The following is an 8772-nucleotide window of genomic DNA, read 5'->3' as shown; positions in this document are numbered from 1 at the left end:
GGGTGGGGCTCGTCGTCCGGCGCGCCGGGTGGGCGGCCGAGGGCGGGATCGGCGGCGCCCCGGGCGGCGTGCCGGGCGAACAGCACCCAGTTGGTGACCGACAGGGCGCCGAGCAGCAGGGTGAAGCCGATCAGCGAGGTGAGCATGAGCCCGGGGGCGACGGTCGAGACGGCCCGTTCGGTGGGGAGCAACCCGTACGCCACCCAGGGCTGGCGGCCCACCTCGCGGGCGATCCAACCGAGGATCACCGCGATGAAGGGGAGCGGCAGGGCGATTCGGAGCAGCCAGAGCGGGAAGCGCAGCCGGATGATCCAGTCCCGCCAGAGCAGCGGCAGCAGGAGCCAGACGCCGCCGAGGAGCAAGCCGATCAGGATCATGAAGCCGAGCCCGACGCTGGACAGCACCGGCGGGGTGTAGTCGCCGGGGCCGAACCGGGCGGTCCACTCGGCGACCAGCGTGTCGGCGGTCGGGCCGCCGCCGAACTTGGTCGGTTGGACCTGTTGGACCGGGCCGAACTGGGCGAAGCCGAAGCCCTGCACCAGGGTCACCGCCACCGCGGCGGTGACCAGCCCGATCCGCAGCGAGGTGCGGAACAGTGCGAAGTCGGGGGTGCGGCGCAGCAGGTGACCGGCGCTGATCGCGGCCATCAGCAGGCCGCCGGTGAGCAGCGCGGCGGCGACCACGTGCCCGAAGGCTGTCCCGAAGGTGGGGTTGGTGAGCAGCGCGCCGAAGTCGGTGAGGTGGGCGATTCCGTCGCGCACCTGGTAGCCGACCGGGTTCTGCAACCAGGCGTTGGCCACCATGATCCAGAAGGCGGAGGCGTACGCGGTGAGCGCGACGCCCCAGAGCAGTGCGAGGTGGACGCCACGGCGTAGCCGGTGCCAGCCGAAGATCCACATGCCGAGGAACGTGGACTCCAGGAAGAACGCGACCAGCGTCTCGATGGCCAGGGGTGCGCCGAAGACGTTGCCGACGTAGCGCGACAGGCCGCTCCAGTTCAGCCCGAACTGGAACTCCATCACGATGCCGGTGGCGATGCCGAGCACGTAGTTGATCACGTAGAGCTGACCCCAGAACCGGGTCAGTCGCTCCCACGCCGGGTTGCCGGTGAGGTACCCGGCGGTCTGCATCCCGACCAGCAGGGTGACCAGGCCCAGGGTGACCACCACGAACAGGAAGTGGATCGAGGTGGTGGTGGCGAACTGCAGGCGTGCGAGGAGCAGGGTGTCCATGACCGCTTCCCGGGAGTTGGCTCACTTGTCGTAGAAAACCTACACGTAGGCTCTCTACTTATACCTCCGTGAAGATCCCTAAGGGTGGCTCGACGGTCGGCTCAGTTCAGGAAAAGGGAGACCGGCAGGGCGACCAGGGTGGCCGCCACGGCCAGCGCGGTGGCCCCGAGCACCCGGGGCGGACGGTCGGCCAGCATCAGTCGTTGCACCCGCACGTCCAGGTCGCGGTCGCCCACCCCGAGCGCACCGACCGGGGTGATCCGGTCCCGGCAGGCCGCGAAGCGGCGCAGCGCGCCGGCGAGGGACGCCTCGGCGTGCAGTTCGCGGGCCTTGTCGTCGGCCCGCATCTCGACCAGCAGGGCGACCCGCTCGTGCGCGTCGCGGACCCAGCGGAACCAGGGCAGCGCCCGGCACAGCGCGGTGAACGGCAGCAGTACCAGATCGTGCCGCTCCTGCGCGTGCGCCCGCTCGTGGGTGAGCACCGCCGCCAACTCGGCCCGGTCCAGCAAATCGAGCGTGCCGGCGCTGACCACCACCCGGGGCCGCACCCCGGGCAGGCAGTACGCCGCGGCGCTCGGATGGTCCAGCACCAGCGCGCCCGGCACGGTCGGATCCCGGCGAGCGACCAGAGTGAGCAGGTCCCGGTGCCGGCGCTGGGCGCGGACCGTGGCGTGGACACTGCGCACGGTCGTGGTGAGCAGGACGCCGCCGATGCCGAACCCGATGGCCACCAGCCCGAGTTGCGCGGCGCCCATCCCGGCCGGGAGGGTGCCGTGACCCAGGTCGGAGGCGAGGGCGAGCAGGGCGCTGCCGGTCGGTCGGTCGTACGCGGCCAGACCCGACGCCATCGGCAGCCCGATCGCGGACAGGCCCAGTGCCAGCCCGACGGCCTGCCAGCAGACGATGGCCACCCGGGGCGCGCGCCACGTCCATCGGGAGGCGGCGAGCACCTGCGCGGTCAACCAGCAGGCCAGCATCGACGCGGCGAAGTGCACGGCGAAGGCCACGGGTGCCGCCCTACCGGTCCGTCGCCTCGTCGGCGCGCCTCGCCCGCCCGGCGCGCGGGTCGTCGACCCGGTCGGTGCGCCCGGCCTGCGCCCCCAGCGCCGCGCGGAGCACGTCGGCCTCGGTGCCGGTGACCGAGCGGGCGAACCGGACCAGCGCCGCGTCGCGGCTGCCGCCGAGGTCGAGGGCATCGAGCATGAGCTGCGCGATGTGCGCCTCGCGGCTGGCCGCGGCCCGGTAGCGCCAGGCCCGCCCCTCCCGTTCGCGCTGCACCATGCCCTTGCCGGCGAGCCGGTCCAGCACGGTCATCACCGTGGTGTACGCCAGCTCGCGTCCGTCCAGGGCATCGGCCACCTCGCGCACGGTCACCCCGCCCGACGCGGCGGGCACCGAGTCCCACAGCACGTCCATCACCGCACGCTCAAGATCGCCCAACCGAGTCACGTCCCCAATCCTACCCCCCGTAGTAGACCCCCCCGGGCGCTCACACCCCCTTGGGATGCCAGACGGTTTTCGTCTCCAGGAGGGTGGTCATCCGGGTGATGCCGGGGTCGGCGAACCAGTCGTGGTCCGCCGGGGCCGGCCGGAGCACCCGCTTGAGGTTCTGCGCCGCACCGACCTCCAGCGCGGCCGCCAGGTCAGCGTCGGTGACGCCGGTCAGGTCGATCGCGTTGACGTCCAGATGGCTCGCCAAGGTGGGCACGGTCTCCGTCAGGTGACCGGTCAGGATGTTCACCACCCCGCCGGGGAGATCCGAGGTGGCCAGCACCTCGGCCAGGGTCACCGCCGCCAGCGGCGCGGACGGTGAGGCCGCCACCACCACCGTGTTGCCGGTGACGATCGCCGGCGCGATCACGCTGACCAGGCCGAGTAGCGCCGGGGACTCCGGAGCCACCACGGCCACCACGCCGGTGGGCTCCGGCGTGGACAGGTTGAAGTACGGCCCGGCGACCGGGTTCGCGCCGCCGTACACCTGCGGGAGCTTGTCGGACCAGCCGGCGTACCAGACCCAGCGGTCGGTCGCGGCGTCCACCTCGTCGGCGGGCACGCCGAGCGCGACGAACTGTTCGCGGCGGCCCTCCAGCATCTCGGCGACCCGGTAGAGGATCTGACCCCGGTTGTACGCGGTCGCACCAACCCAGCCCTGCACGGCGGCGCGGGCGGCCACGACGGCGTCCCGCGCGTCCTTGCGGGAAGCCAGCGACACGTTCGAGTCCTGCACGAGATACGACCGTCCCGACTCGCTGCGCGGGAACTTCCCGCCGATGAAGAGCTTGTACGTCTTGCGTACCGCGACCCGCTCAGACATTCAGGTACGCCTCCAGCCCGTGCCGGCCGCCCTCGCGACCGTAGCCCGACTCCTTGTAGCCACCGAAGGGAGAGGTGGGGTCGAACTTGTTGAACGTGTTGGCCCAGACCACACCGGCGCGCAGCCGGTCGGCCATCCACAGGATCCGGGAACCCTTGTCGGTCCAGATCCCCGCCGACAGCCCGTACGGCGTGTTGTTGGCCTTCTCGACGGCCTCGGCCGGGGTGCGGAAGGTCAACACGGACAGCACCGGGCCGAAGATCTCCTCCCGGGCGATCCGGTGCGCCTGGGTGACCCCGGTGAAGATGGTGGGTGCGAACCAGAAGCCCCGTTCGGGCAGCTCGCACGGCGGCGACCAGCGCTGCGCGCCCTCGGCGGAGCCGGCATCGGAGAGTTCCCGGATCCGGGCGAGCTGGGCGGCCGAGTTGATCGCACCGATGTCGGTGTTCTTGTCCAGCGGGTCACCGACCCGCAACCGGGCCATCCGGCGCTTGAGCGACTCCAGCACCTGATCGGCGACCGACTCCTGGACCAGCAGCCGGGAGCCGGCGCAGCAGACGTGCCCCTGGTTGAAGAAGATGCCGTTCACGATGCCCTCGACGGCCTGGTCGACGGGGGCGTCGTCGAAGACGATGTTGGCGGCCTTGCCGCCCAGTTCCAGGGTGAGCTTCTTGCGGGTGCCGGCGACGGCCCGGGCGATGGCCCGGCCGACCTCGGTGGAGCCGGTGAAGGCGACCTTGTCCACGCCCGGGTGCTCGACCAGCGCCCGACCGGTCTCGCCGGCGCCGGTGACGATGTTGACCACGCCGGCGGGCAGGTCGGCCTGCTGGCAGATCTCGGCGAAGAGCAGCGCGGTCAGCGGGGTGGTCTCGGCCGGCTTGAGCACCACCGTGTTGCCGGCGGCGAGGGCGGGGGCGATCTTCCAGGCCAGCATGAGCAGCGGGAAGTTCCAGGGGATGACCTGCGCGGCCACGCCGAGAGGCTGCGGATCCGGCCCGCTGTGCTGGCTCGTCGGCGTCCGGCCGAACCCGGCGTAGGCCAGCTTGTCGGCCCAGCCGGCATAGTAGAAGAAGTGCGCGGCGACCAGCGGCAGGTCGACGTCGCGGGCTTCCTTGATCGGCTTGCCGTTGTCCAGCGACTCCAGCACAGCCAGCTCGCGGGAACGCTCCTGGATGATCCGTGCGATCCGGAACAGGTACTTGGCCCGGTCCCGGCCCGGCATCGGGCCCCAGACCTGCTCGTACGCCGTCCGGGCGGCGCGTACCGCGCGGTCCACGTCAGCGGGGCCGCCCTCGGCGACCTCGGCCAGCACCTCCTCGCTGGCCGGGTTGATCGACTTGAGGCTGCCGCCGTCGCTCGGGTCGACGAACCGGCCGTCGATGAACAACCCGTACGTCGGCTTGATGTCCACCACCGAGCGGGACTCGGGGGCGGGGGCGTATTCGAACATCGGGCTCAGTCCAGGGTGAAGTAGTCGGGACCGGGGTAGACGCCGGTCGTCAGCTTGGTGCGCTGCATGAGCAGGTCGTTGAGCAGGCTGGACGCACCGAACCGGAACCAGTCCGGGTCCAACCAGTCCACGCCGACGGTTTCGTTGACCATGACCAGGTACTTGATCGCGTCCTTGGTGGTCTTGATGCCGCCGGCCGGCTTCACGCCGACCTGCCGCCCGGTGGCGGCGCGGAAGTCACGGACCGCCTCCAGCATCACCAGGGTCACCGGAAGGGTCGCCGCGACCGGGACCTTGCCGGTGGAGGTCTTGATGAAATCGGCGCCGGCCAGCATCGCCAGCCAGGAGGCGCGACGCACGTTGTCGTACGTGGCCAACTCGCCGGTCTCCAGGATCACCTTGAGGTGGGCTCGCGGTCGCCCCTGGCGACCGGCATCAGCACCGCGGCAGGCCTCCTTGGTGGCCACGATCTCGTCGTAGACCTCGGCGTAGCGCCCGGTCAGGAAGGCGCCCCGGTTGATCACCATGTCGATCTCGTCGGCGCCGGCCTCGACGGCCGCCCGGGTGTCGGCGAGCTTGATCTCCAGCGGGGCCTGGCCGGACGGGAAGGCGGTCGCCACGCTGGCCAGGTGCACGCCGGACCCGCGCAGCACCTCGGCCACGTACGGGACCATCGCGGGATAGACGCAGACCGCGCCGACGTGTGGGCAGGCCGGGTCGGCCGGGTCCGGACGCAGCGCCTTGGCGGCCAGGGCCCGGACCTTGCCGGGGGTGTCGGCCCCCTCCAGGGTGGTCAGGTCGACCATCCGGATCGCCAGGTCGATGGCCTGCGCCTTGGCGGTTGTCTTGATGGATCGGGTGCCGAGCTGTGCCGCCCGCTGTTCCGCGCCGACCTGGTCCACGCCCGGCAGGCCGTGCAGGAAGGTCCGTAGCGCGATCTCGGATCGCCCCAGCTCGGACAGGTCCGACCGGGCCGACGTCGCTGTCGCCGTCATGCTCCGAATACTACGCACCGGACCATCCGGTGATCTTGGTCACGCTGGCCTGGTCAGAAGCGCCACACGTGAGCGGCGTCGCTGGTCGGGCCGCACCGAAGGTGGTCGGCACCCCCGAGCGGTAGGTTGAGCGATCGTGGACGTACATGTCATTGACCACCCGCTCGCCCAGTCGCGGCTGACCGCCATGCGGGACGCCCGGACCGACTCCTCGTCGTTCCGGGCCGCGTTGCACGAACTCACCACCATGCTGGTGTACGAGGCGGCGCGTTCCTTCCCCGTCGAGAAGTTCCCGGTGCGGACGCCGGTCACCGACACCGAGGGCACCCGGCTGGCCAACCCGCCGCTGCTGGTGCCGGTGCTGCGGGCCGGTCTGGGCATGGCCGACGCCGCGCTCGGCCTGCTGCCGGAGAGCTCCATGGGCTTCGTCGGCCTGGCCCGCGACGAACAGACCTTCGAGCCGCGCGCGTACATGGAGTCGCTGCCCCGGGAACTGGCCGGCCTGCCGGTGCTGGTGCTCGACCCGATGCTGGCCACCGGCGGCTCACTGGAGCACTGCTGTCAACTGCTCGCCGACCGGGGCTGCACCGACATCACCGTGCTCTGCGTGCTGGCCGCGCCGGCCGGCATCGAGCGGCTGGAGCGCTCCGGCCTGCCGCTGCGCCTGGTCACCGCCGCCATCGACGAGGGCCTGAACGACAACAAGTTCATCGTGCCCGGCCTCGGCGACGCCGGTGACCGCCAGTTCGGCGGCATGCCCCGCTTCTGATCCCACCGCGCCGCCGCGGTGAGCACGCCGGGTCGCCGCGGCGGCGCGGGCGCGTTGGGACCCGGGAGGTGCGGGCAACCGTTAGCGTTCCGGGGCATGACTGGTGTTGCGCTCGCCGAAGAGCTGTTGCTGCTGGCGTACGACGACGAAACGGGCAAGGCGACCATGTCCCGGATCGGCCTCGACCTGGGGATGGCCGCAGCCGTCCTGGTCGAGCTGGCCCTGGCCGGGCGGATCGCGTACGCCGACGGATCGCTGGTGGCGACCGACCCGACGCCGGTCGGTGAGCCGATCCTGGACGGCGTGCTCGGCCGGATCGCGGCGGACACGCCGCACACCCCGTCGTCCTGGGTGCAGCGGCTCCGGCACGGCCTGCGTGACCGGATCCTCGACGACCTCGTCGACCGGGGTGTGGTGCGCCACGTCGAGGAGACCGAGCTGGGTTTCATCGTGGTGCACCGCTATCCGCTGGCGGACCCCTCCGTCGAGGAGGACAGCCGACTCCGGCTCGCGGCGGCACTCGCCGGTGGCGAACTCCCCGACGAGCGGACGGCCGCGCTGGCCACGTTGGTCGCGGTGCTCCGGATGGAACCGGCCCTCGGCCTGACCGGGCAGGCCGCCGTGGACGCCCACCGCTGGCTGGAGGAGATCGGCGGCGGTGCCGGCTTCACCGGCACGGTCAGCCTGGACGACTCGTTGGTCCGTCCCTCGGTGGCCTTGGTGATCACCGCGCTGGGGCAGGCCGTCAACGCCGCGCTCGGCCCGCCCCGCTGACTCCCGCCTGCGCCGGTCCGCCTCTGATCGGCTACACACCGAGGGCGGCGGCGACCTCCGCGCGCAGTGCCGCGACGGCCGCCCGGGCCCGGTCCCTGGCGGCGGCCACGTCGCCGTTTGCGACCGGCTCCACCACCTCCAGGTACGCCTTGAGCTTCGGCTCTGTGCCCGAGGGACGGACCACCACCCGCGCCGCGGCGGTCCGCAGGATCACCACGTCCGCGCCGGGCAGCAGATCCCGCGCCTCGGTGACCGGCTGTCCGAGCAGCGTCGTCGGGGTGGCCGCCCGGATCCGGGCCATCGCGTCGGCGATCAGCCGCAGGTCGTCCACCCGGACCGAGAGCTGGTCGGTGTGGTGCACGCCGAACTCGGCGGCCAACTCGTCGAGCCGGTCGACGAGGGTGCGGCCCCGCGCCTTCAGTTCGGCGGCCAACTCGGCGACGGTCAGCGCGGCGGTGATGCCGTCCTTGTCGCGGACGTGCCCCGGCGCGACGCAGTAGCCCAGCGCCTCCTCGTACCCGAAGACCAGCGGGTGCGCCCCCGCACCGGCCCGGACGATCCACTTGAACCCGGTCAGCGTCTCGTCGTACGGCAGGCCCCGGGCCGCGCACATCGCCCGCAGCAGGGACGACGACACGATGGTGGTGGCGTACAGTCCGGTCACGCCGCGCCGCATCAGGTGGTCGGCGAGCAGTGCGCCGACCTCGTCCCCGCGCAGCATCCGCCAGCCCTGCCCGTCCTCGCGCCCGGAGCCGTCGCGCACCACCACCGCGCAGCGGTCCGCGTCCGGGTCGTTGGCGATCGCGAGGTCCGCGCCGGTCGCGTCGGCGAGCGCGACGAGACGGTCCACCGCCCCCGGCTCCTCCGGGTTGGGGAAGCCGACGGTCGGAAAGGCCGGGTCCGGCTCGGCCTGGTCGGGCACCACCCCGGGCACCGGGAAACCGGCCCGGGCGAAGGCGGCCGTCAGCACCGCCGCGCCGACCCCGTGCAGCGGGGTGTAGGCCACCTTCAGGTCACGCGGTCCGTCCGGCGTCACCACGGCGGCGGCCCGGTCCACGTACGACGCCACCAGGTCGTCGCCGAGCACCTGACCGGCCGGGCCGAGCGGCACCTGCGCCAGCGGGCCGACCGCCCGGATGGCCGCCTCGATCCCGGCGTCGGCCGGCGGCACGATCTGCGCCCCCGCCCCGAGTTCCCCACCGAGCCGGGCACCCAGGTAGACCTTGTAGCCGTTGTCC

9 protein-coding genes are annotated in these 8772 nt (G+C 72.4%); 2 read left to right on the top strand and 7 right to left on the bottom strand.

Features of this window, described 5'->3' with window-relative positions; translation table 11 throughout:
* The 6 genes from E1182_RS26795 to deoC form a co-directional block, all read right to left on the bottom strand.
* A partial coding sequence (locus E1182_RS26795; protein ID WP_132270387.1) for a cytochrome ubiquinol oxidase subunit I occupies nt 1–1232 on the bottom strand: 1232 nt, incomplete at its 3' end.
* Nucleotides 1233–1333: 101 nt separating this feature from the next.
* Nucleotides 1334–2239 (bottom strand): M56 family metallopeptidase, encoded by a 906-nt coding sequence (locus tag E1182_RS26790; RefSeq protein WP_132270384.1) that lies wholly within the window; start codon nt 2237–2239, stop codon nt 1334–1336.
* Nucleotides 2240–2249: 10 nt separating this feature from the next.
* On the bottom strand, nt 2250–2681 hold the full coding sequence (locus tag E1182_RS26785) for a BlaI/MecI/CopY family transcriptional regulator (RefSeq protein ID WP_132270381.1): 432 nt from the start codon (nt 2679–2681) through the stop codon (nt 2250–2252).
* A gap of 40 nt (nt 2682–2721) precedes the next feature.
* Complete coding sequence (locus tag E1182_RS26780) at nt 2722–3546, bottom strand: aldehyde dehydrogenase family protein (protein WP_132270379.1); 825 nt, start codon at nt 3544–3546, stop codon at nt 2722–2724.
* A complete protein-coding gene (locus tag E1182_RS26775) occupies nt 3539–4996 on the bottom strand; it encodes an aldehyde dehydrogenase family protein (RefSeq protein WP_132270376.1) in 1458 nt (485 codons plus the stop codon). Before E1182_RS26775 ends, E1182_RS26780 begins: the two co-directional genes overlap by 8 nt.
* Before the next feature lie 5 nt (nt 4997–5001).
* Nucleotides 5002–5991 (bottom strand): deoxyribose-phosphate aldolase, encoded by a 990-nt coding sequence (gene deoC / locus E1182_RS26770; RefSeq protein ID WP_132270373.1) that lies wholly within the window; start codon nt 5989–5991, stop codon nt 5002–5004.
* 136 nt (nt 5992–6127) lie between these two features.
* Here deoC and upp point away from each other — a divergent pair, with 136 nt between their 5' ends.
* Both upp and E1182_RS26760 read left to right on the top strand, forming a co-directional pair.
* Entirely contained in the window at nt 6128–6760 is a 633-nt protein-coding gene (gene upp / locus E1182_RS26765) for a uracil phosphoribosyltransferase (RefSeq protein ID WP_132270371.1), read from the top strand.
* Between the two features lie 96 nt (nt 6761–6856).
* Nucleotides 6857–7534: a GPP34 family phosphoprotein gene (locus E1182_RS26760; protein ID WP_132270368.1), complete on the top strand. Its 678-nt coding sequence runs from the start codon at nt 6857–6859 to the stop codon at nt 7532–7534.
* Nucleotides 7535–7565: 31 nt separating this feature from the next.
* Here E1182_RS26760 and E1182_RS26755 read toward each other — a convergent pair.
* Nucleotides 7566–8772 (bottom strand): phospho-sugar mutase (locus E1182_RS26755; protein ID WP_132270366.1); only part of this gene is annotated, 1207 nt, incomplete at its 5' end.

It is taken from the genome of Micromonospora sp. KC721, from assembly GCF_004348355.1.
GTDB lineage: Bacteria > Actinomycetota > Actinomycetes > Mycobacteriales > Micromonosporaceae > Micromonospora.
Note: the sequence above shows the minus strand (reverse complement) of the source record. Positions and strands in the feature narration are given on the sequence as shown.

Bases quoted from the DNA above. Each gene is read 5' to 3' on its own strand.
- deoC (WP_132270373.1), bottom strand. From the start codon at position 5,991: ATGACGGCGACAGCGACGTCGGCCCGGTCGGACCTGTCCGAGCTGGGG.
- E1182_RS26780 (WP_132270379.1), bottom strand. From the start codon at position 3,546: ATGTCTGAGCGGGTCGCGGTACGCAAGACGTACAAGCTCTTCATCGGC.
- E1182_RS26775 (WP_132270376.1), bottom strand. From the start codon at position 4,996: ATGTTCGAATACGCCCCCGCCCCCGAGTCCCGCTCGGTGGTGGACATC.
- E1182_RS26760 (WP_132270368.1), top strand. From the start codon at position 6,857: ATGACTGGTGTTGCGCTCGCCGAAGAGCTGTTGCTGCTGGCGTACGAC.